Raw genomic sequence first — 20,907 nt, forward strand, 5'->3', positions numbered from 1 at the left:
ATTCAAGAGAAGAAAATTACTTAATTTTTTAATATACTTATTTAAATTTTTTAATTGAATATTATCAGAATATAAAAAAAACACCGGTGTTTTTAGCCGGTGCATTCTATCTTTATACCCATGTTTTGGACTATTTTTTAGATTTACCTGGGACTTCGTGATGATGTCTGCATCTTGCTTCATATGATTCAGATGCACCAACCAAAATGACCGGATCATCGTAAGAAGCAGGTTTGCCGTCAATGAGGCGCTGTGTTCTGCTCGCCGGTGATCCGCAAACAGAACAGACGGCTTGCAGCTTTGTCACACTTTCCGCAATCGCCATGATATTCGGGACGACACCGAACGGCTCTCCCCTAAAATCCATATCAAGGCCTGCTGCTATCACACGGTAGCCTTTATCGGCAAGAGATGATAAAACCTCAACAATTTCCTGATCAAAAAACTGCACTTCATCAACCGCAACCACATCTGTACTTTCACTGATGTGATCCCAAATGTCCGCAGCAGACGAAATGGCATAGCTCGTCATCGATGTTCCATTATGGGAGACAACAGCAGCTTCGCTGTATCGGTTATCAATTACAGGCTTAAATACCCTGACTTCCTGCTTGGCGTAAGTCGCTCTCTTCACTCTTCTGATCAGCTCTTCAGATTTCCCCGAGAACATGCTGCCGCAAATCAGCTCAAGCCACCCGCTTTGTTTCATTATGTACATAGGCTTCGCTCCCCTCTCTCTGCCAGCTGTGTTTTAGACAATATAAAAAACAGGCAAGACTGCTGCTTGCCTGTTGAGAAATCTATTATTACTTAAGACCGTATTTTTTGTTAAAGCGATCAACACGACCATCAGCAGAAGCGAATTTTTGACGGCCAGTGTAGAATGGGTGGCATTCAGAGCAAATCTCAACGCGTACCTCTTCTTTTACTGAGCCTGTTTCAAATTCATTTCCGCAAGCGCATTTAACTGTTGCTTTTTTGAAATTAGGATGAATTCCTGCTTTCATTGTATCCATCTCCTTCCGCCCTGAATCCCGTGTGGAAACAGAGTTATTATTTCGGAGCATTTGTCCGAAACGCATATGAGAAAATTATATCAGTGATTTACTTCTTTTGCAAATACAATTTACCTTCTTGCAGATGATAGATTTGCCTGTTTCCATTCTTGATTGAGAATATCGAAAAATTCCTGGTTTGTTTTGGTTTTTTTCATTTTTCTCATGAACTTTTCTGCGAAATCAGGTGAATCAGACATCGTTTTGCGGATAGACCATAAACGATCAAGATGCTCTTTAGGCACAAGCAGCTCTTCTTTGCGCGTTCCTGAACGGCGGATATCGATGGCAGGGAAGATGCGGCGCTCGGCAAGAGAGCGGTCAAGATGGAGCTCCATGTTGCCTGTTCCCTTGAATTCTTCATAAATGACATCATCCATACGTGAACCTGTATCGACCAGAGCCGTAGCAAGGATGGTTAAGCTGCCGCCCTCTTCGATATTTCTCGCAGCCCCGAAGAAGCGTTTCGGACGGTGGAACGCCGCTGGGTCAATCCCCCCGGAAAGCGTTCTTCCGCTTGGCGGAATCACTAAGTTGTAGGCGCGGGCAAGCCGTGTGATGCTGTCCATCAGGATAATGACGTCTTTTTTGTGTTCCACGAGACGCATTGCACGTTCAAGCACAAGCTCGGCCACTTTGATATGGTTTTCCGGCACTTCATCAAACGTTGAGCTGACGACATCCCCAGCTACAGAGCGCTCGATATCGGTTACTTCCTCAGGTCTTTCGTCAATTAAAAGCACGATCAGCTCAGCTTCAGGCTGGTTCGCTGTAATGCTGTTGGCAATTTCCTTCAGCAGCATCGTTTTTCCGGCTTTCGGCGGCGCAACAATCAATCCGCGCTGCCCAAATCCAACCGGCGCCATCATGTCCATAATTCTTGTAGACAAGAAGTTCGGCTTTGTTTCAAGCACCATTTGACGATCCGGGTAAAGTGGCGTAAGAGCCGGGAAATGCACACGCTCTTTTGCAGATTCGGGATCATCCCCATTTACTGCTTCAACGTGCAAAAGTCCATAGTAACGCTCATTTTCTTTTGGCGGGCGAACCTTGCCAGATACTTTGTCTCCGTTCCGCAAATCGAAACGGCGGATTTGTGAAGCTGAGATGTAAATGTCTTCTGAGCTTGGAGAGTAGTTGATCGGTCTCAGGAATCCGAAACCTTCAGACTGGATGATCTCGAGAACGCCTTCCATAAACAGCAGATCTTCCTGTTCTGCATTCGCTTTCAGAATGGCGAAAATGAGTTCTTTTTTTGTCAGTTTGCTGTAATAGGAGATTTTATAATGTCTTGCAAGTTCATAAAGCTCTTTCAATTTCATATTTTCCAAAGAGGAAATAGATACGTCTTTCATAAAAACACCACGCTTTTCATAGTCAATATCTTACTCTGAACATGTCATCTGCTGCTTTTGCACAACATCCGCCAAAGCACATTCTTTTTTTAACATAAAGGAACTTCTATCGGTAACACTTCCACCCATGATCGGCGCTTTTGTTAAAAGGATTGTCTTAATGAGTTTTGAAGGAAGCGAGGACAAAAACATGAGAAGATCAATACTTATATCGTCTGTATGCGGTAGAAATTGAAACTTTCCTAGTGCTTAAAAGAAGGTATTACGCAGTAAAATTCGCAGCACTCTTTATTTTTACCTTATTTCAAAAAATTATTCAACTGAAATAAGGTTTTGACACGGAATTGATAGAGTTGACGCTTTTCTGCAAAAGTTAAAGCGGGCTCACACCCGCTTTTTCTGTTTGTTATGGACGGATTACAAGATTTGGTTTCTTTTTCAAGCTGTGTCTGCCGTCAACGAAACGAACAGTGCCCGATTTTGCACGGATAACTAAGCTTTCAGTTGTACCGACAGAGCCTTTGAATTGAACTCCTTTTAACAGCTCGCCGTCAGTAACCCCTGTAGCTGCAAAAATCGCGTCATCACCCTTCACAAGGTCTTCCATGCGAAGGACTTTGCTTAAATCAAGGCCCATTTTGTGACAGCGAGTGATTTCTTCTTCGCTTTGCGGAAGAAGTTTACCAATGATTTCTCCGCCGAGTGCTTTTAGCGCAACAGCGGAAAGCACACCCTCAGGAGCGCCGCCTGATCCGAACAGGATATCAACGCCCGTGTGGTCGAAAGCCGTGTTGATGGCGCCTGCGACATCGCCGTCATTGATCAATTTGATTCTGGCGCCGGCCTCACGAAGCTCGGAAATGATTTTTGCGTGTCTTTCACGGTTTAAAATTGTGGCAACGACGTCCTCAACGTCCTTGTTTTTCGCTTTTGCCACCGCTTTAAGGTTGTCAATGACAGGTGCTTCGATGTCAATGCAGCCCACCGCTTCCGGACCGACTGCGATTTTTTGCATATACATGTCAGGAGCATTCAGAAGCGTGCCATGGTCTGCGACCGCGATAACCGTCAGCGCGTTCCAGCCGCCGCTTGCTAAGATGTTTGTGCCTTCAAGAGGGTCAACTGCGACATCAACGCGAGGTCCGTACCCGTTTCCGAGTTTTTCCCCGATATACAGCATTGGCGCTTCGTCCATTTCCCCTTCACCGATTACAACGGTCCCTTTCATCGGCACTGTATCAAAAACGTCTCTCATTGCACTTGTTGCCGCTTCATCAGCCTCATCTTTTTTTCCCCGGCCCATCCATCTTGCTGATGCCAATGCCGCAGCTTCTGTCACACGTACCAATTCCATTGATAAACTTCTTTCCATTTCAACACGATCTCCTCTCACAAGAAACCATTATGAATTTTGAAGCTGTTCTATTTCTTCGTCAGTCATTCTTTCACGCCAAATTGTCGCTCCAAGCCCCTCAAGCTTCTTCTCAAGGCTGCTGTATCCGCGGTCAATATGCTCCAGTCCCGTAATTTCCGTGACGCCATCAGCCATCAGTCCGGCTACCACCAAGCAGGCTCCGGCACGCAGATCACTTGCCTTCACTTTTGCGCCTTGAAGCTCGACAGGACCTGTGATGATGGCAGATCTGCCTTCTACTTTCATATTGGCACCCATTCGTCTCAGCTCATCAATGTGCTTGAATCTTGCCGAGTAGATGGTGTCTGTGACGACACTCGTCCCTTTCGCCCTTGTCAGGAGCGCCGTCATCGGCTGCTGTAAATCAGTCGGAAACCCCGGGTATACGAGGGTTTTGACGTCAACCGGCTTTAAGTTCTTCTGCCCGCCGACAATGAGAAGCTGGTCGTCGCTTGTTTCGATATGATAGCCCATTTCTCTCAGCTTTGCCGTTAACGACTCTAGATGAGTGGGAATGACGTTATCGATAATGACTTCCTTGCCCATTGCAGCCCCTGCAATCATAAATGTCCCGGCCTCAATTCTGTCCGGAATGATCGTATGCTTGCAGCCGTGCAGTTCCTTCACGCCGTCGATTCGAATCACATTGGTGCCCGCACCTTTGATTTTGGCGCCCATGCTGGTAAGCAATGTCGCGACGTCAATGATCTCAGGCTCCTTGGCAGCGTTTTCGATGATCGTTTTCCCTTCTGCCAAAACAGCGGCGAGCATAATGTTAATCGTTGCCCCAACGCTTACGACATCTAAATAAATCCGTGCGCCTCTCAGCCTTTCAGCTCGCAAATAAATGGCGCCTTGTTCATTGGTTACTTCAGCTCCGAGTGCTTCAAAGCCTTTGATATGCTGATCAATCGGACGGGGCCCTAAGTGACAGCCGCCAGGCAATCCAATGACCGCCTGCTTGAAGCGGCCAAGCATCGCCCCCATTAAATAATATGACGCGCGAAGCTTTTTTACTTTCCCATTAGGAAGCGGCATGCTGATCATCGACGTAGGGTCAACAACCATTTCCCCATTCTCAAAATGCACGTTGCCGCCGATTTCCTTTAACAGGTCACGCAGCGTTTCAATATCTGAAATCTCTGGAAGCCCTTCAATTGTCACCTCGGAATTTGCCAAAATGGTTGCAGGTATTAACGCAACAGCGCTGTTTTTAGCGCCGCTGATATGTACTGTACCGTTTAACGAGTCACCGCCGGCAATATTCAACTTTTCCATGATAGTCTCCTTCCATAAGAAGATAGCTGCGGAGCTAAATAAAATGTCATTTTATTCTGTCTCTGCAAATAAAGCTCATGTCCAAAATCTAGCCAATTCGAAGAGAAAGAATACAACACATTGTAAAATATCAGGAAGAAAATAGCGAAGCTTTGGGGGGTACAGGTTTCAAAAGATGCACAGAGACCCGCCGGCTCGAGAGACATCGTCGTCATCCGGCAAAAGCAGTACGCATACCCTTCATTCCGATATCAGCTTCTGCAGCCCAATGATTCCTTCTCTGTAAAGCGGCGTCAGCATCTGAAGATCCGCTGTATCAGGTCGGTGAAATACAAAGGCCGCGGCAAACAGGCATAAAGCTGTTTGCCGCCCCTTTCATTATTTGTTCCAGTCTGCCAGGAATTGTTCGATTCCTTTGTCTGTTAACGGGTGTTTAGTGAGCGCATGAATGACTTTCAGCGGCATTGTGCCGATATGAGCCCCTCTAAGAGCAGCTTCTGTCACGTGCTGCGGATGGCGGATTGACGCTGCAATGATTTGCGTGTCAAGGCCGTGAATGTCAAAAATCTGTTTAACTTCTGAAATCAGGTCAAGCCCGTTGTGGCCGATGTCATCTAAACGTCCCAGGAATGGAGATACATATGTTGCCCCCGCTCTGGCAGCAAGAAGCGCCTGGTTGGCATTGAAGATCAATGTAACGTTTGTTTTGATGCCTAAGTCAGTAAGTGCTCTTACCGCTTTTAAACCGTCAGACGTCATTGGGATTTTCACCGTAATGTTCGGAGCGATCTTCGCCAGTTCTTTTCCTTCCTCGATCATTTCCTCAGCTTTCAAAGAAATAACCTCTGCGCTTACAGACCCTTTCACGACGTCTGTGATCTCGCGAAGACGGTCGTGGAATGATACGTTAGCTTCCTTTGCTACTAAACTAGGATTCGTCGTTACACCGGCGAGAATTCCTAATTCATTCGCTTCTCTAATTTCATCGATATTGGCTGTATCAACAAAGAATAACATTTTCAAAAAGCCTCCCTGATTAAGAAATTTTCTGAACTGCGAATATGATTGCGCTTTCTAAAGATAGACGGAAAACCGCCTGTCAAGCTGTCAGGCGGCTATAAAAAGTTCCAATTGAATTAAGCTTGGTTTGAAGAACCAAATTCACGCATTTTACCGATAACTGTTTCTTTGATCGCTTCACGAGCTGGTCCAAGGTATTTACGTGGATCGTACTCGTCAGGCTTAGCTGCCAATGTTTCGCGAACAGCTTTTGCAGAAGAAATTTGGTTTTCAGTATTCACGTTGATTTTAGCTGTACCAAGTGAAATTGATTTTTTGATGTCAGCAGTCGGAATTCCAGTACCGCCGTGAAGAACTAGCGGAAGACCAGTTGATTTTCCGATCTCTTCCATTTCTTTGAAGCCAAGGTTTGGCTCACCTTTGTAAGGGCCGTGAACAGAACCTAATGCAGGTGCAAGGCAGTCGATGCCAGTGCGCTCAACAAGCTCTTGGCACTCTTTAGGATCAGCGTAGATTACGCCTTCAGCGATAACGTCATCTTCTTGTCCGCCTACTGTTCCAAGCTCAGCTTCTACAGATACTCCGTGGAAATGAGCAAGCTCAACAACTTTAGCAGTTGTTGCTACGTTTTCTTCAAATGGATGGTGAGAAGCGTCGATCATTACAGATGTGAAACCTGCATGAATCGCTTTCGCACAAGATTCAAAGCTTGAACCGTGGTCTAAGTGAATCGCAACAGGAACTGTCACTTTGTACTCTTCCATAAGTGCTTTTACCATAGCAACGACTGTTTTGAAGCCGCCCATGTAGCGTCCCGCACCTTCGGAAACACCAAGGATCACTGGAGATTTTTCTTCTTCAGCTGCTTGTAAAATCGCTTGAGTAAACTCAAGGTTGTTTAAGTTAAATTGTCCTACAGCGTACCCTTTTTCTTTAGCTGTATTCAACATTTCCGTCATAGAAACTAAAGGCATGTCGAATGTCCTCCTTATGTAGCCTGATTGTCTTCTAGCGAAAAAAGCTTTCCACCCTAGCATGACCCATATATTGCTGTCATATGTAAATACTCAGATCGCTTTTTCTCCATAACTAGGATACCAACTTTTCGACAAATCGGCAACATAATGACATGATTCATTTGTTTCTTCTTTTTGTCAGTTAGACTTCAGGGGCAGATATTTTTTGACGGCGTCTCTGATTTCGTCGATGTCAAACGGCTTGGCAAAGTGCGTCAGAGCGCCCAATTCCTTCGATTCCTGGATCATGTCGAGCTCTCCGTATGCCGTCATGATAATGACCCGGATGTTTTCGTCAATGACCTTCATCCGTTTTAAGATTTCGATTCCGTCCATGCCGGGAATTTTCATGTCCAAAAGCACAAGGTCGGGCCGTTCTTTTGTCACAATGTCAAGCGCCTGCAGGCCGTTCGCAGCCTGAAACGTCTGGTAGCCTTCTTTATTGAACACTTCATTTAGCAAAATACGAATGCCGTATTGATCATCAACGATTAAAATTTTTTCATTCATCATTTTACACCCCAATATTATGATTTTCGTCAAAAGTAAGCAGTATTGTATGTATTCTGTTTGATTTTCCTATTTCCTTTAATTATAATAGTCTACTTTACGACATTTTCTGAGCATTTTCTCTTTTGTTGTATACTGATATTGTACGTTATAAAGGAGGATTCACTTATGTTGAAAATATTCACGACGCAGTTAACAGGTATTTTTTCCCGCATTCAGGATAAGGAATCTGACGCGATTGAAGATGGGGCGCGGCTGCTTGCTCAAGCGGTGATCAGCGGGCATTCCATTTATTTATACGGAGCAAATGAGCTTCAGGGCGTCTTTTTTGAGGCCACCGAAAGCAAAGAACCCTTCCCATCTGTCAAAGCCTTTCCAGAAAGCGCTGAGGAAGTGACAGAAAGCGACAGGGTGCTGATGTTTTGCTCAGGGACGGGCACAGCCGAAGAACAGGCCCTCGCAAAAGAGCTTTATGAAAAAGGTGCGGGAGTCGTATGCGTATCGCCCGCAGCCAAAGACAGTGCTGGAATAGAACAGTATTGTGATGTGCATATTGATTCTAAATTAAAAATGCCGCTTGTTCCTGATGAAGACGGCACCCGTTACGGGTTTCCCTCTTTAATGACTGCACTGTATGTCTATCACGCTTTATCGTTTACACTAAAAGAAATTCTGCAAGAGTATGCATAATATCTTATTGTACATGCTGGAACTTGCCGGAAACAAATAAAAAAGACTTGCCCGCTTTTGACAAACGGCAAGTCTTTTTTATTACTTCTGATTTGCAGCTTCGACAGACGCTCCGATAAAGCCTTTGAATAGAGGCTGAGGTCTTGTCGGTCTTGACTTGAACTCTGGGTGGAACTGAGAAGCCACGAACCAAGGGTGTTCTTTCAGCTCGATGATTTCAACAAGGCGTCCATCAGGGCTTGTGCCTGAGAATACGAAGCCTTGCTCTTCCATTTGCTGTCTGAATTCATTGTTAAACTCATAGCGGTGGCGGTGGCGCTCGTACACCACTTCATCCTGATACACTTCAAAGGCTTTCGTGCCTTCTTCAAGCTTACAAGGGTAAAGGCCGAGACGAAGCGTTCCTCCGAGATCCTCAACATCCTTTTGTTCAGGAAGAAGATCAATGATCGGGTATTGAGTTGACGGATCAATTTCCGCTGAGTGGGCGCCTTTTAAGCCCAATACGTTTCGTGCGTATTCAATAGACGCCACCTGCATGCCCAAGCAAATGCCCAAGAACGGAATGTTATTTTCGCGCGCGTATTTTGTCGCGACGATTTTGCCTTCAACACCGCGGTCTCCGAATCCGCCCGGCACAATGATGCCGTCTGTTCCGCTTGTGAGTTCTGCGATATTGTTTTCTGTCACTTCTTCCGCGTTGATCCACTTCACTTTTACATCTGTGTCAAACGCATAGCCCGCATGGCGGAGAGACTCGACAACAGAAATGTATGCGTCAGGAAGCTCAACGTATTTGCCGACAAGGCCGATTGTAATCGTTTGAGACAGGTTGCTGACTTTGTTAACAAGCTCTTTCCACTCGGACATTTCCGCTTCTTTGCATGCCAATTTCATGTGCTCGCAAACAAGCTTATCAAGCCCTTGTTTTTGAAGCTCCAGCGGAATGGAGTAAAGGTTGTCCGCATCTTCACATTCAATAACCGCTTTTGTATCGATGTCGCAGAAAAGCGCGATTTTATCTTTCATATCTTGAGAAATCGGCATTTCTGTACGAACGACGATGATGTTTGGCTGAATGCCCAAGCTGCGCAATTCTTTTACGCTGTGCTGTGTCGGTTTTGTTTTTAATTCGCCAGCAGCTTTAATGTAAGGTACGAGCGTACAGTGGATGTACATTACGTTTTCACGGCCGATGTCGCTCTTCATTTGGCGGATCGCTTCAAGGAATGGCAGTGATTCGATGTCTCCGACAGTACCGCCGATTTCTGTAATGACAACATCTGCGTTTGTCTCTTTCCCTGCGCGGTAAACACGGTCTTTCAATTCGTTTGTGATGTGCGGAATGACCTGTACGGTTCCGCCAAGGTAATCTCCGCGGCGTTCTTTTTTAAGAACTGTTGAATAGATTTTACCTGTTGTCACGTTGCTGAATTTATTCAGGTTAATGTCGATAAAACGCTCATAGTGACCAAGGTCCAAGTCTGTTTCAGCGCCGTCATCCGTTACGAATACTTCACCGTGCTGGTACGGGCTCATTGTTCCCGGGTCAACGTTGATGTATGGATCGAATTTTTGAATCGTCACGTTCAGTCCGCGGTTTTTCAGCAAACGCCCTAATGAAGCTGCTACAATACCCTTTCCAAGTGAGGATACAACTCCCCCGGTTACAAAAATATATTTCGTCATTTCGTTTGCTCCTCTCTTCGCTCTTAGCTACATTTTTAAAATGTACTATTTTATAAAAAATCATTTAGCCTTTTAAATGATTTATAAGAAAAATGAGGGGTGAAAATAAGAAAGCTCCCTTTCAATTTCTTGAAAGGGAGCATAACGTACTATGTTCTCTCTTCGTTTTTGAAGAGCCCAAAATACATACTACATAGTTCGACTATGAAAGTCAAGATCGTTTTGAAGATGAAATCTGATACTATTTAATTTCCTCTTCTTCATCATCATAGTCTTCATCATCTTCATCAATAATATCTTCTTCGATCTCAAGATCATCGTCGTCTTCATCAAGATCTTCATCGTCAAAATCGTCAGCTTCAAGATCGAGTTCTTCCTCAACTTCATCCAAATCAAGGTCGTCTTCGTCGATCTCTTCAAACTCGTCAAGATCAAGATCTTCTTCGACTGCTTTCTTCGCTTTTTTCTTTTTCGCCTTGACTGTCGGCTGAGTTTCTTCATCAAGCTGATCATACGGATACCAGCTGCGAAGCCCCCACGTCTGGTCAGAAAGCGCTAGGAAGCGGCCGTCAATGTTTAAATCTGTATAAAATTGAGCAATGCGGTCTCCAAGCTCTTCTTTTTTCACGCCGAGCAAAGATGCGATTTCATTTAAAAGCTCCTGAAAAGGAACTGGTTTTTTATGTTCTTCAAATAATTCGTGAGCGATTTCAACTAAAGCCATTTCCTTTAGCTCTTCCTGTGAATATTGTTTGATACCCAAGGTCGGACACTCCCTTTCTATTACTTATATGTATCTGTTTTATCAATAATGAAAGCGATTTTGTATCGTTCTTATACAAACCATACCTCTCATTATAAACAAAATAAAACAGAATATGCTACCCTTAACAGCGTTAATTTAAATAATTTTACAAGAGTGATCCGACTGAGAGATGTTTTCCGTTAATCCGCGAGCATTCTGGAGATGACCAGTCTTTGAATTTCTTGGGTGCCTTCATAGATTTGCGTGATTTTTGCATCACGCATATAGCGTTCTACCGGATAATCTTTTGTATAACCGTAGCCGCCGAAAATCTGCACGGCTTCGGTCGTTACCTTCATCGCCGTATCCCCAGCCATCAGTTTGGACATGGCGGAAGCTTTTCCATATGGAAGGCCCGATGATTCTAACCATGCAGCCTGATAGGTCAGTAGCCTTGAAGCTTCTATCATTGTCGCCATATCCGCGAGTTTAAAAGCGATGCCCTGCTGCTCGGCGATCGATTTTCCGAATTGCTTTCGCTCTTTTGCATATTGAAGCGCCGCATCAAGCGCTCCTTGGGCGATGCCTACAGCTTGTGCAGCTATGCCGTTTCTGCCTCCGTCAAGCGTCTTCATCGCGATTTTGAAGCCTTCTCCTTCTTCTCCGAGACGCTTTGATGCGGGCACTACACAATCTTCGAACATGATTTCCGTTGTCGGTGAAGAACGGATGCCCAGCTTCTTTTCTTTCTTGCCTGTAAAAAATCCTTCAAAATCCTTTTCTACTATAAAAGCGGTAATGCCTTTTTTCTTTTTCTCGGGATCGGTGACGGCAAAAACAATGTAAATATCAGCAACACCGCCGTTTGTGATAAACACTTTGGAACCATTTAACACATAGTCATCGCCGATTCGTTCAGCAGTTGTTTTCATGCTGCCGGCGTCAGAGCCAGACCCTGCTTCGGTCAATGCGAATGCGCCGATTTTCTCTCCGAGGGCCAGCTGTGTTAAGTACTCTGTCTTCTGCTCCTCCGTCCCAAAGGCAAACAGCGGCCAGCTGCAAAGAGAGATATGGGCGGAAAGCGTCACACCGGTGGATGCGCACACTTTTGACAGCTCCTCCACCGCGATGACGTAGGCCAAATAGTCACTTCCGATTCCGCCGTAATCTTCAGGCCATGGAATTCCCGTCAGCCCCAGATTTGCCATTTCCCGAAACAGCTCGCGATCGAAGCGTTCTTGTTCGTCCCGTTCTGCCGCTGTCGGGGCCACCTCATGCTTCGCAAAATCGCGCACCAATTTTCGTATCATCTCATGTTCTTCTGATAATGAAAAATTCATTGCTTCTCCCCCATTTTCAGATCAGCGCCTAAAACGGATTGAGCCAGAAGCTCGACTATGTCATACGTTTTGACTTGGTCTTCAGCTTCCTTCGCCTTTGTGCCGTCCCCAAGCATTGTGAGACAGTACGGACAGCCGGAACTGATCACCGATGGGTTGACTGCGAGCGCTTGCTCTGTCCTGGCGACGTTAATCCTGTTGCCTGTTTCTTCCTCCATCCACATTAATCCCCCGCCAGCTCCGCAGCACATGCCGGTTTCCCGGTTTCTCTCCATTTCAACAAGCTGCACGCCCGGAATGGCTTTCAAAATCTCTCTCGGCGGATCATAGACTTCATTGTACCGGCCCAAATAGCACGAATCATGGAAGGTAATCGTCTCATGAAGCGGGTGCTGAGGTCTTAATTTTCCGTTTTTCACAAGCTCGGCCAGCACTTCTGTATGATGATAAACCTCGCCTTCAAATCCGAAATCCGGATATTCATTTTTAAATAAATTGTATGCATGGGGATCGATCGTAACGATTTTTTTGACATCATTTTTTTCAAATTCAGAAATATTCTTCTCAGCCAGCTCTTGGAACAAAAATTCATTTCCGAGGCGGCGCGGCGTGTCTCCTGAATTTTTTTCTTTATTGCCAAGGATCGCGAAGGACACGCCCGCGTGATTGAGCAGCTTGGCAAAGGAAATTGCGATTTTCTGGCTTCTGTTGTCGTAAGACCCCATGGAGCCTACCCAGAAAAGGTACTCAAATTCTTTTCCTTCTTTTTTCATTTCTTTTACAGTCGGAATCTCAGCATCCGGCGCCTCGTCACGCCAATTTTCACGTTCCTTGCGGTTGAGTCCCCACGGATTCCCCTGCCGCTCAATACTTGTCATTGCGCGCTGGGCGTCACTGTCCATTTTTCCTTCTGTCAGTACGAGGTAGCGGCGGAGATCGATGATTTTATCCACGTGCTCATTCATGACCGGGCATTGATCCTCACAGTTTCGGCAAGTGGTGCATGCCCAAATTTCTTCCTCTGTGATGACGTCGCCGATCAAGCTTGGATTGTAATCAAGCGCCGCTGCGGCTTCCTGCGATCCGCTGCCCGCTGACGCCGCAGCCAGCTGATTGCCTCTCGTATGCCGAAACGCTGCTGCGGGCACCCATGGGGAGCGCGAGGTGACGGCAGCGCCTTTTTCCGTGAGATGGTCTCTGAGACGCAAAATCAAGTCCATCGGAGACAGCATTTTTCCGGTGCCTGTTGCAGGACACATATTGGTACAGCGGCCGCACTCGACACACGCGTATAGATCAAGCAGCTGAGACTGTCTGAAATCCTCAATTTTTCCCGCTCCGTAGCTTTCTTTCGTTTCGTCGGTAAAATCAATTTTTTCAAGTTTTCCGGCAGATTCCATTCGATTGAAAAAGACGTTTGCCGGGCCGGCGATTAAATGGGCATGCTTCGACTGAGGCACGTACACTAAAAAGCTAAGCAAAAATAGGAGATGGATCCACCATGCGATATAGAAAATCACCGCCGCGCCTGTTTTCCCGACACCGCTAAGCATAAACGCAATACCTGAGGCAATTGGCTCGCTCCAAGAAAGCCCATGCTCATGCCAAATCAGATTCATCCCGTTCCCAAGCAGAACGGTCAGCATTAATCCTCCGATAAAAATGAGAACGAGTCCGGCTTTGAAACCGCGTTTCAGCCTCACGAGCTTTTCGATATAACGTCTGTAGAATGCCCACCCAACAGCAATTAAAATGAGAAACGTAACAATTTCCTGAAAAAAGGTGAAGGCGGGATAGACCGGGCCAAGCGGCAGATTCCGGCCGGGAGCCAGTCCTTTGATGATAAAGTCAATTGCTCCGAACTGAACCAATATAAATCCGTAGAAAAACATGACGTGAATGATTCCGCTTTTCTTGTCCTTGAGCAGTTTTTTCTGTCCGAATACATTCACCCATATGGCGTGAAGCCGTTCCTTGAACCGTTGATCAAATTGTTCTTTCTGGCCGAGCTTGATGTAGGCCAGTCTCGTTTTGACCAAGTACACAAACAAATAGACAGCGTAAGCGGTTACAATCAGAAATAATAATGCATTTGCGATGAGAAAGCCGCTCATTCCAATTCCCCCTTTTTACTGATAAAGACCGCGATCCCCTACCCCCGAATCTGTATAAGATTATCTTTATGATAAATAATGAATGAGTGTTCAGTCAATAATTAAATTCCTGCTGTTCGGGCACACTACCTTTACTACGGAAAGGAGTGCCGGTATGAAGGTATTTATCGTGATTATGATCATTGTCGTTATTTTCTTTGCCTTGATTCTGCTTGATATCTTCATGGGCCGTGCCGGATACAGAAAAAAGGCGTACGAGCCTGTTTTTTCAAAAAAGAAGAGTGACATCGAATTGATCCACTGCGGCGCTGATCTCGTTGAGCGGATGATGAATGATATTCGCCAGGCCGCCTCTTCTGTTCACATGATGTTTTTTATTATGAAAAATGATGAGGTCAGCCACAATATGTATACCTTGCTGAAAACAAAAGCCCAAGCTGGCGTCTCCGTTTATTTGCTTCTGGATTGGGCGGGCTGCCGGGCAATTAAAAAAACGGCGCTGCAGACGATGAAAAATGCCGGCGTCCATGTCCATGTGATGAATCGTCCCCGTTTTCCTTTTTTCTTTTTTCACATGCAAAAACGGAATCACCGGAAGATTACGGTGATAGACGGAAAAATCGGTTATATCGGCGGGTTTAATATCGCCGAAGAATATCTTGGAAAGAAGGCGAAGTTCGGCAATTGGGAGGATTATCATCTGCGCATGATCGGAGAAGGCGTACATGATCTTCAAACGCTTTTTGCTTCTGATCTAAAACGAAATACCGGAATCGAACTGGGTTCGGATGTTTGGCCAAAGCTTCAGCAAGGGACTATTTCTCACAAGATATATGCGACCGACGGTTATTCCCTTGAAAACATATACTTGGCCAACATTGCCCAAGCGAAGAATCGCCTTACGGTTTGCACGCCTTATTACATTCCATCAAAACCGCTTCAAGAGGCCCTTATTAACGCAAGAAAAAACGGCGTATCCGTGAGAATCATTGTACCGATGAAATCAGACCATCCGCTGGTACGAGAAGCAGCTTTTACGTATTATTCGGAGCTCTTGGATGCCGGCTGCCTTATTTATCGTTATTATCAAGGGTTTTATCATGTAAAAGCCCTCATCATAGACGACCATCTCAGCATTATCGGAACAGCCAACTTCGATAAACGAAGCCTGTTCTTAAATGAAGAGGTGAATGTTGAAATTGATGACGAAGCGTTTACAAGTGAAGTCTATGCCACGATTGAGGAGGATATGAAAAAGTCGGAGCTGCTGACGATGGAGGATTTCAGCAAGCGCACATTCAGGCAGCGCCCGGCGGAATGGCTCGGCAGGGCATTATCTTATTTCTTATAAAGGAGAGTTCCTATGATTTTCAGATTCGGGTTCGTTTCAAATGCGATGAGCCTTTGGGATGCGTCTCCCGCTAAAACATTGACATTCGCGCGTTATTCAAAGCTTTCAAAGACTGAAAGAAAAGAAGCGCTTCTGACTGTGACAAAAGCCAATTTGCGCAATACGATGAGAACCCTTCACTATATCATCGGCCACGGCATTCCTTTGTACCGTTTTTCCAGTTCGATTGTGCCGCTGGCTACGCATCCCGACGTGATGTGGGATTTTGTAACACCGTTTCAAAAAGAGTTTCGGGAGATTGGAGAGCTTGTGAAAACCCATCAACTGCGAACAAGCTTTCATCCAAATCAATTCACTCTGTTTACGAGCCCGAAGGAATCCGTCACAAAAAATGCGGTAACAGATATGGCGTATCACTACCGCATGCTTGAGGCCATGGGCATTGCTGATCGCTCCGTTATCAACATTCATATTGGCGGCGCTTACGGAAATAAAAACACCGCCACTGCACAATTTCATCAAAATATAAAACAGCTGCCGCAGGAGATCAAAGAGCGGATGACACTTGAAAATGATGATAAAACATATACAACGGAAGAAACGCTTCAGGTCTGTGAGCAGGAGGATGTTCCGTTTGTCTTTGACTTTCATCATTTTTACGCCAATCCAGACGATCACGCCGACCTGAATGTAGCACTGCCCCGCATGATCAAAACGTGGGAGCGGATCGGCCTTCAGCCAAAGGTTCACTTGTCTTCCCCAAAATCGGAGCAAGCGATACGCAGCCACGCCGATTATGTTGACGCCAACTTTTTGCTGCCACTGTTGGAACGCTTTAGGCAATGGGGAACTAATATTGATTTCATGATTGAAGCAAAGCAGAAAGACAAGGCGCTTCTCCGCTTGATGGATGAATTAAGCTCCATCCGCGGTGTCAAACGCATCGGGGGCGGTGCGCTGCAATGGAAGTCATAAATGTGCAAAAATAGGTTTACGACTTGTCAGCTTTGGGAATTTAGGCTATATAAGACAACAATCGATGGAGGAGAAAGATCATGAAAAATATCAAGTCTCTGAAAGTAGCCGCACAGGCCTTTACTTTAAGAAATTTGATTCATCTTTATAAAATGTGCCATTCCGGAAGCCACGAGGTTTATATTTATTCAAAGAAAACGATGTGCAAAATCAAAAGCTTAATTGAGCTTGAAACGTTCCGCATGGCTCATAATGAAAAGGAATATCTGATCGTAGTTGAAGGAACAAAAGCATCACAGCTCATTGAAAAATTCCAAAATCTCATCGAGCCTGCTGAGAGAGAAGCGCTCTAACTTACATACAAAAAAGGATAGACATCTGTCTATCCTTTTTCTTATGCTCTTACATAATGGAGCTGAACCGCTTGTCCAAATTGTTTTGTCCCTTTTAACCGCAGTTTTGTTTCATTTGTTAGTTCGTGAAACAGCGGGATGCCGCTTCCTAAAACGACGGGAATAACAGTGATGATGAATTCGTCGATGGCATCTTCTTTCATAAAGTCATTCACAAGCTCTGCCCCGCCAGCTATCCAGATGTTTGAGCCTTTTTCCTGTTTCAAACGGGCAGTGAAGGCTCTGGCTCCCTCATTGATAAACGTCACATGTTCATCTTGATAACTGTCGGGCGATCCTGTAAAAACATAGCAGGTTTTATCCTGATACGGGAAAACCGGTGTTAGCACTTTAACGTGCTCATATGTGCTCCGCCCTAAAATGACTGTATCAACAGTCTGATAAAAATCACTGTAGCCGTTGTCACCTTCACCTTCAAATTCATCCAGCCAATCGATGCTTCCATCTTCTTTTGCGATCATCCCGTCCAATGAAACAGCAATGTACAGCACAGTTTTTCTTTCCATGTTCTCCTCCTATCGATGCACCATTTGCCCGAATTGCGCTTGATGCAGCCTGCTGTATAGGCCTCCGGCTTCGATCAGGTCTTGATGACGGCCTTGTTCTTCAATACCGTTGTTTGTGACGACTACAATTCTGTCCGCGTCTTTGATTGTTGCCAGCCTGTGGGCGATGACAAGCGTCGTGCGCCCCTCAGACAACTCTTGAAGCGCCTTTTGGATCGCCGCTTCCGTCTCTGTATCAAGGGCTGAGGTGGCTTCGTCGAGAATCAAGATCGACGGATTTTTCAAGAACATCCTTGCAATTGACAGACGCTGTTTTTGCCCGCCGGAAAGCTTCACGCCGCGTTCGCCAATCATAGTATCCAACCCATCGGGCATGTTATGGACGAGCTCTTCCAGATGCGCCTGCTTCACAGCTTGCCAAATGTCTTCTTCTGATGCGCCTAGTCGGCCGTAGGCGATATTTTCTCTAAGCGTGCCCGAGAATAAGAAAACGTCCTGCTGCACGACGCCAATCTGCCCGCGCAACGAAGAAAGCGTCATGTCTTTTATACTGATGCCGTCAATCGTAATGTCGCCCTCCGATGCTTCATAAAAACGCGGAAGCAGACTGCAAAGCGTTGATTTCCCAGCACCTGACGGACCGACGAACGCCACCGTTTCCCCCGCTTGAATGGATAGGTTGATGTCATTGAGGACATTGTGATGGTCATCATAGCCAAACGAAACATGTTTATAGCGGATATTGCCCTTCAGGCCGGAAACATCTCTCGCATCAGGTGAATCCTGAATGTCCGGCTCTGTCTCCATGAGCTCCATATAGCTTTTGAAACCCGCGATCCCCCTCGGATACATTTCGATAATGGCATTAATTTTGTCAATAGGCCTGAACAGCACATTTGTCAGGAGCACAAACGCCACAAATTCCCCGTACGATAAGGAGCCGCGAATGACAAACCACGTCCCGCACAAAAGGACAAACAGCGTGACAAACCGGGTCAGCATATAGCTGATTGACCCGTTTTTCGCCATGATTTTGTAGGAAGAAAGCTTTGTGACACGAAAACGCTGGTTGTTGACGGCGAAGCGTTCTTTTTCAAACGCTTCATTTCCGAACGCCTGCACAAGCCGGATGCCGCCGATGTTATTTTCTACACGCGCGCTGAAGTCTCCGATATCCTTGTTCAGCGTGGTAAATGCTTTGGTCATTTTTTTGTTGAAATAAAGCGCTAGCCAAATGACGATCGGCATAATGATAAACGTTAATAAAGCAAGCTGCCAGTTAATAAACAGCATCACTCCGAACGCCCCGAGAATGGTCATGACCGCAATGAATAAGTCTTCCGGACCGTGATGGGCGACTTCACCGATATACATTAAATCGTTCGTGAGCTTCGACATCAGCGTTCCCGTCTTGTTGTTGTCGTAAAATTTGAACGAGAGCTTTTGCAAATGGTCAAAAAGCGACTTTCTCATATCAGTCTCAATATTGATACCAAGCATGTGTCCCCAGTAGGTCACGATATACTGAAGAGCCGAGCTGAGCGCGTACACCGCAAATAACCCGATTGAGGTCGCGATGATCAGCCCCCAGTCCCTGCCCGGCAGCAAGGTATCAATAAAATAATTGACAATCAAAGGAAAACTCAGCTCCATTAAACCTCCCGCGATCGCTGAGAAAAAGTCGAGAAAGAACAACGTTTTATATGGTTTATAGTATGAAAAAAATTGCCGCAGCACCCTATCTTTCCCCAATGTATAAATAACTGATAATATTTCTCAATTATACTATACACGGGCTGTTTTGAAAGATCAGATTTCTTTTTTCTTACAGAACACCTGAAAACAGGCGGGCAAACGACTCTTTTGTCCGGTCAGCCACGCCTCTTTTATAAAAGCCGACAGGGCTGAGCTTTTCACTTTCCTGCATATCCTCTTCAAAATGGGCCTCAAGGGTTCGGATCGCTTCGGCATCCGTGAAGAACACATTCACTTCAAAGTTGAGCTGAAAGCTGCGCATGTCCATATTCGCGGTACCGACGGAGGCGAGATCGCCATCAATGATCATGACTTTTTGATGCATGAAGCCTTTTTGGTAGGAGTACACTTCAATGCCCTCAAGGAGCAGCTCCGGGAAATAGGACCTCGACGCGTATTGGGTCAAAAAGCTGTCGTTCTTCTCCGGCACCATAACCCTTACCTCTACCCCCTTTGTCGCCGCTGCTTTTAGCGCCGTGCGAATGGATTCATTGGGGACAAAATAGGGCGTGGCGATCCATATTGATTTCTGCGCTGAAGAAATCATTTCATAATAAAGGTCGCTCATGCTTTCCTTCATGTCAGGGCCTGTCGCGACAATTTGATAAATGCCTCCTCCTTCCACGGGAACCGGGGTATTGTACTCCTCTTGATCAATTAGCACTTCATTGGAGACATATTCCCAATCCAGCATAAAGATAGCGTGGAGCGTTTGCACAATTTCCCCCTCAAGCCGCAGGTGTGTATCTCTCCAAAATCCGATGTACGGATCTCTGCTGATATATTCCTTCCCAACATTTAATCCGCCCACAAAACCGGTTTTCCCATCGATGATCACGATTTTTCGGTGATTTCTGAAATTCAGCTTCTGGTTGAAAAACCCGTATTTCAGCGGAGAAAACGGGACGATGTCCACCCCCGCTTGTTCCATTCTCATAATATCTCTTCTTGCCAGCTTCATGCTTCCTGCCGCATCGTATAAAAACCTCACCTCGACACCCTGGCGCGCTTTCTCCATCATAATATCCATCATGCCGCGTCCGAGCATGTCTGATTTAAACATGTAGTATTCAATATGTATGTAAGATTCCGCTTTTCTCATTGCTTTGAAAATGTCCGGGAAGGTTTCTTCGCCGTTTTTCAGCACTTTGATGTTGCTTTTCGTATTGATATTCATATGGGCAGCCCTGATGGAATATGTAAAGAACCTCTCTTGATTGTCCTTCAGCCCTGTCACTTCGGGCGTTTCCTCCTTGTCAAACAGCTTCCTGAGCTTTTCCCTGTTGTACATTCGTTTTGTCTTAAACAGCTTTCCCTTTACATAAAGCTGTCCCGAAAACAGATAAAACACGTAGCCGACGATTGGAAAAAAGACAAGAATATGGATCCATAGCAGCGTGTGCTGCGAGGTGCGGTTTTCAAGAATTAATGAATAGATGCTGAACAAAATAATGCTTATATAGCAAAGCAATCCTCCGTAAAACTCAAGCCTGGAAACCGGAAAAAACCAAATGACATATGCCCCGATGAGCATCATATATAAAAAGAAAAATTCCAGTCTCCTTTTCAGCATCCTGATTCTCTCCAATCTGATTCAATTACCTCTGTATTACCTCTTTTTTCTAATCGATAAACCTTGTAAGCAAAAAACCTCTCCGCCAAAGGAGGAGAGGTTTAGAAA

At 45.5% G+C, this 20,907-nt stretch carries 20 protein-coding genes; 4 read left to right on the plus strand and 16 right to left on the minus strand.

Translation table 11 applies throughout. From position 1 onward, the window contains the following. Positions 1–130 precede the first annotated feature (130 nt). From MHI44_RS09410 to spo0F, 9 genes are all read right to left on the minus strand, one after another. Positions 131–718 (minus strand): thymidine kinase, encoded by a 588-nt coding sequence (locus tag MHI44_RS09410; protein WP_024572668.1) that lies wholly within the window; start codon positions 716–718, stop codon positions 131–133. Positions 719–806: 88 nt separating this feature from the next. Next, on the minus strand, positions 807–1,007 hold the full coding sequence (rpmE, locus tag MHI44_RS09415) for a 50S ribosomal protein L31 (RefSeq protein WP_003151132.1): 201 nt from the start codon (positions 1,005–1,007) through the stop codon (positions 807–809). Positions 1,008–1,126: 119 nt separating this feature from the next. Beyond that, positions 1,127–2,410 (minus strand): transcription termination factor Rho, encoded by a 1,284-nt coding sequence (gene rho, locus MHI44_RS09420; protein ID WP_003221939.1) that lies wholly within the window; start codon positions 2,408–2,410, stop codon positions 1,127–1,129. Positions 2,411–2,440: 30 nt separating this feature from the next. After that, on the minus strand, positions 2,441–2,602 hold the full coding sequence (locus MHI44_RS09425) for a hypothetical protein (RefSeq protein ID WP_003227632.1): 162 nt from the start codon (positions 2,600–2,602) through the stop codon (positions 2,441–2,443). A 214-nt stretch (positions 2,603–2,816) separates the two neighbouring features. Beyond that, complete coding sequence (gene glpX / locus MHI44_RS09430) at positions 2,817–3,782, minus strand: class II fructose-bisphosphatase (RefSeq protein WP_003242962.1); 966 nt, start codon at positions 3,780–3,782, stop codon at positions 2,817–2,819. 30 nt (positions 3,783–3,812) lie between these two features. After that, entirely contained in the window at positions 3,813–5,102 is a 1,290-nt protein-coding gene (locus MHI44_RS09435; protein ID WP_003227628.1) for a UDP-N-acetylglucosamine 1-carboxyvinyltransferase, read from the minus strand. A 378-nt stretch (positions 5,103–5,480) separates the two neighbouring features. Further along, positions 5,481–6,119 carry a fructose-6-phosphate aldolase gene (gene fsa / locus MHI44_RS09440; RefSeq protein ID WP_003227626.1) on the minus strand — a complete coding sequence of 213 codons (639 nt, stop codon included), beginning with the start codon at positions 6,117–6,119 and terminating at the stop codon, positions 5,481–5,483. A 119-nt stretch (positions 6,120–6,238) separates the two neighbouring features. After that, the gene (locus MHI44_RS09445; protein ID WP_003243339.1) at positions 6,239–7,096 is read right to left on the minus strand and encodes a class II fructose-bisphosphate aldolase; all 858 of its coding nucleotides are present in this window, start codon (positions 7,094–7,096) and stop codon (positions 6,239–6,241) included. A 180-nt stretch (positions 7,097–7,276) separates the two neighbouring features. Continuing rightward, positions 7,277–7,651 carry a sporulation initiation phosphotransferase Spo0F gene (spo0F, locus tag MHI44_RS09450; RefSeq protein ID WP_003227621.1) on the minus strand — a complete coding sequence of 125 codons (375 nt, stop codon included), beginning with the start codon at positions 7,649–7,651 and terminating at the stop codon, positions 7,277–7,279. A 165-nt stretch (positions 7,652–7,816) separates the two neighbouring features. Between spo0F and MHI44_RS09455 the strand changes: the two genes are divergently transcribed. Beyond that, entirely contained in the window at positions 7,817–8,338 is a 522-nt protein-coding gene (locus tag MHI44_RS09455) for a DUF2529 domain-containing protein (RefSeq protein ID WP_014481199.1), read from the plus strand. 81 nt (positions 8,339–8,419) lie between these two features. Here the strand turns inward: MHI44_RS09455 and pyrG are convergent, their stop codons facing one another. The 4 genes from pyrG to MHI44_RS09475 form a co-directional block, all read right to left on the minus strand. After that, on the minus strand, positions 8,420–10,027 hold the full coding sequence (gene pyrG / locus MHI44_RS09460) for a CTP synthase (glutamine hydrolyzing) (protein ID WP_217024055.1): 1,608 nt from the start codon (positions 10,025–10,027) through the stop codon (positions 8,420–8,422). A 241-nt stretch (positions 10,028–10,268) separates the two neighbouring features. Beyond that, positions 10,269–10,790 carry a DNA-directed RNA polymerase subunit delta gene (gene rpoE / locus MHI44_RS09465; RefSeq protein ID WP_003227609.1) on the minus strand — a complete coding sequence of 174 codons (522 nt, stop codon included), beginning with the start codon at positions 10,788–10,790 and terminating at the stop codon, positions 10,269–10,271. Between the two features lie 182 nt (positions 10,791–10,972). Then, a complete protein-coding gene (gene acdA / locus MHI44_RS09470; protein WP_014478272.1) occupies positions 10,973–12,112 on the minus strand; it encodes an acyl-CoA dehydrogenase AcdA in 1,140 nt (379 codons plus the stop codon). Further along, complete coding sequence (locus tag MHI44_RS09475; RefSeq protein ID WP_038427976.1) at positions 12,109–14,226, minus strand: heterodisulfide reductase-related iron-sulfur binding cluster; 2,118 nt, start codon at positions 14,224–14,226, stop codon at positions 12,109–12,111. Before MHI44_RS09475 ends, acdA begins: the two co-directional genes overlap by 4 nt. A 154-nt stretch (positions 14,227–14,380) precedes the next feature. Between MHI44_RS09475 and cls (MHI44_RS09480) the strand changes: the two genes are divergently transcribed. The 3 genes from cls (MHI44_RS09480) (at position 14,381) to MHI44_RS09490 (ending at position 16,905) form a co-directional block, all read left to right on the plus strand. Next, positions 14,381–15,577: a cardiolipin synthase gene (cls, locus tag MHI44_RS09480; RefSeq protein WP_003227602.1), complete on the plus strand. Its 1,197-nt coding sequence runs from the start codon at positions 14,381–14,383 to the stop codon at positions 15,575–15,577. 12 nt (positions 15,578–15,589) lie between these two features. After that, positions 15,590–16,552, plus strand: a complete 963-nt coding sequence (uvsE, locus tag MHI44_RS09485) for a UV DNA damage repair endonuclease UvsE (protein WP_339203368.1) — start codon at positions 15,590–15,592, stop codon at positions 16,550–16,552. A gap of 80 nt (positions 16,553–16,632) precedes the next feature. Next, positions 16,633–16,905, plus strand: coding sequence for a hypothetical protein (locus tag MHI44_RS09490; protein ID WP_003227597.1), 273 nt, complete (start codon positions 16,633–16,635; stop codon positions 16,903–16,905). Between the two features lie 41 nt (positions 16,906–16,946). Here the strand turns inward: MHI44_RS09490 and MHI44_RS09495 are convergent, their stop codons facing one another. The 3 genes from MHI44_RS09495 to cls (MHI44_RS09505) all read right to left on the minus strand — a co-directional run bounded on the left by MHI44_RS09495 (position 16,947) and on the right by cls (MHI44_RS09505) (position 20,799). Further along, entirely contained in the window at positions 16,947–17,471 is a 525-nt protein-coding gene (locus MHI44_RS09495) for a dihydrofolate reductase family protein (RefSeq protein ID WP_003227595.1), read from the minus strand. A 9-nt stretch (positions 17,472–17,480) separates the two neighbouring features. Then, on the minus strand, positions 17,481–19,208 hold the full coding sequence (locus MHI44_RS09500) for an ABC transporter ATP-binding protein (protein WP_003227593.1): 1,728 nt from the start codon (positions 19,206–19,208) through the stop codon (positions 17,481–17,483). Between the two features lie 88 nt (positions 19,209–19,296). Further along, a complete protein-coding gene (cls, locus tag MHI44_RS09505) occupies positions 19,297–20,799 on the minus strand; it encodes a cardiolipin synthase (RefSeq protein ID WP_003227591.1) in 1,503 nt (500 codons plus the stop codon). Positions 20,800–20,907 lie beyond the last annotated feature (108 nt).

The sequence above is a fragment of the Bacillus sp. FSL K6-1366 genome (genome assembly GCF_037976695.1).
In the GTDB taxonomy this organism is placed as follows: Bacteria; Bacillota; Bacilli; order Bacillales; family Bacillaceae; genus Bacillus; species Bacillus subtilis.

Bases quoted from the DNA above. Each gene is read 5' to 3' on its own strand.
- spo0F (WP_003227621.1), bottom strand. From the start codon at position 7,651: ATGATGAATGAAAAAATTTTAATCGTTGATGATCAATACGGCATTCGT.
- MHI44_RS09435 (WP_003227628.1), bottom strand. From the start codon at position 5,102: ATGGAAAAGTTGAATATTGCCGGCGGTGACTCGTTAAACGGTACAGTA.
- rpmE (WP_003151132.1), bottom strand. From the start codon at position 1,007: ATGAAAGCAGGAATTCATCCTAATTTCAAAAAAGCAACAGTTAAATGC.
- MHI44_RS09425 (WP_003227632.1), bottom strand. From the start codon at position 2,602: ATGTTTTTGTCCTCGCTTCCTTCAAAACTCATTAAGACAATCCTTTTA.
- glpX (WP_003242962.1), bottom strand. From the start codon at position 3,782: ATGGAAAGAAGTTTATCAATGGAATTGGTACGTGTGACAGAAGCTGCG.
- MHI44_RS09410 (WP_024572668.1), bottom strand. From the start codon at position 718: ATGTACATAATGAAACAAAGCGGGTGGCTTGAGCTGATTTGCGGCAGC.
- pyrG (WP_217024055.1), bottom strand. From the start codon at position 10,027: ATGACGAAATATATTTTTGTAACCGGGGGAGTTGTATCCTCACTTGGA.
- MHI44_RS09495 (WP_003227595.1), bottom strand. From the start codon at position 17,471: ATGGAAAGAAAAACTGTGCTGTACATTGCTGTTTCATTGGACGGGATG.
- uvsE (WP_339203368.1), top strand. From the start codon at position 15,590: ATGATTTTCAGATTCGGGTTCGTTTCAAATGCGATGAGCCTTTGGGAT.
- acdA (WP_014478272.1), bottom strand. From the start codon at position 12,112: ATGAATTTTTCATTATCAGAAGAACATGAGATGATACGAAAATTGGTG.
- cls (WP_003227602.1), top strand. From the start codon at position 14,381: ATGAAGGTATTTATCGTGATTATGATCATTGTCGTTATTTTCTTTGCC.
- fsa (WP_003227626.1), bottom strand. From the start codon at position 6,119: ATGTTATTCTTTGTTGATACAGCCAATATCGATGAAATTAGAGAAGCG.
- cls (WP_003227591.1), bottom strand. From the start codon at position 20,799: ATGCTGAAAAGGAGACTGGAATTTTTCTTTTTATATATGATGCTCATC.
- MHI44_RS09445 (WP_003243339.1), bottom strand. From the start codon at position 7,096: ATGCCTTTAGTTTCTATGACGGAAATGTTGAATACAGCTAAAGAAAAA.
- MHI44_RS09455 (WP_014481199.1), top strand. From the start codon at position 7,817: ATGTTGAAAATATTCACGACGCAGTTAACAGGTATTTTTTCCCGCATT.
- MHI44_RS09475 (WP_038427976.1), bottom strand. From the start codon at position 14,226: ATGAGCGGCTTTCTCATCGCAAATGCATTATTATTTCTGATTGTAACC.
- MHI44_RS09490 (WP_003227597.1), top strand. From the start codon at position 16,633: ATGAAAAATATCAAGTCTCTGAAAGTAGCCGCACAGGCCTTTACTTTA.
- rho (WP_003221939.1), bottom strand. From the start codon at position 2,410: ATGAAAGACGTATCTATTTCCTCTTTGGAAAATATGAAATTGAAAGAG.